General features: G+C 31.5%; 1 protein-coding gene and 1 pseudogene. Both read right to left on the bottom strand.

Annotation, left to right across the window (positions count from 1 at the left end; genetic code table 11):
- The coding region (locus tag HMPREF0072_RS10445; RefSeq protein WP_004830487.1) for a relaxase/mobilization nuclease domain-containing protein at window positions 1–239 on the bottom strand (239 nt) is incomplete at its 3' end.
- A 1-nt stretch (window position 240) separates the two neighbouring features.
- Window positions 241–321 (bottom strand): annotated as a pseudogene (locus HMPREF0072_RS12820) (plasmid mobilization protein); the annotation flags it as partial.

Raw genomic sequence — 321 nt, 5'->3', positions numbered from 1 at the left:
TCGTGAGCTTTTATAGGATCAACCTCTCCTGGTAGAAAAGATTGAATTAAATGTCTAGCCAAAACTGTACCTTTAGTATCATTGTCTTCTCGTGTTTTCATAAATTGAATATGGGCAGTAGAAGGATGACATTTGAATGAAGATACCAAGATTTTCTCATCGGTTTTTTCACTCTTGGTTATATAATCTATTGCTAAATTTAGAGTTGATTTTATAGGATGTATTTTTGTAATTGCCATACTAATCACCAGAACTTTCTTTTGATTTATTAAGAAGTAGGGAATGGATCTGCCATATTTCTCTTGATAATTTTTCTATCTG

This window comes from Anaerococcus lactolyticus ATCC 51172, assembly GCF_000156575.1.
Lineage (GTDB): Bacteria > Bacillota > Clostridia > Tissierellales > Peptoniphilaceae > Anaerococcus > Anaerococcus lactolyticus.
The sequence above is the reverse complement of the archived record's forward strand: the minus strand, read 5'-3'. Positions and strand labels throughout refer to the sequence as shown.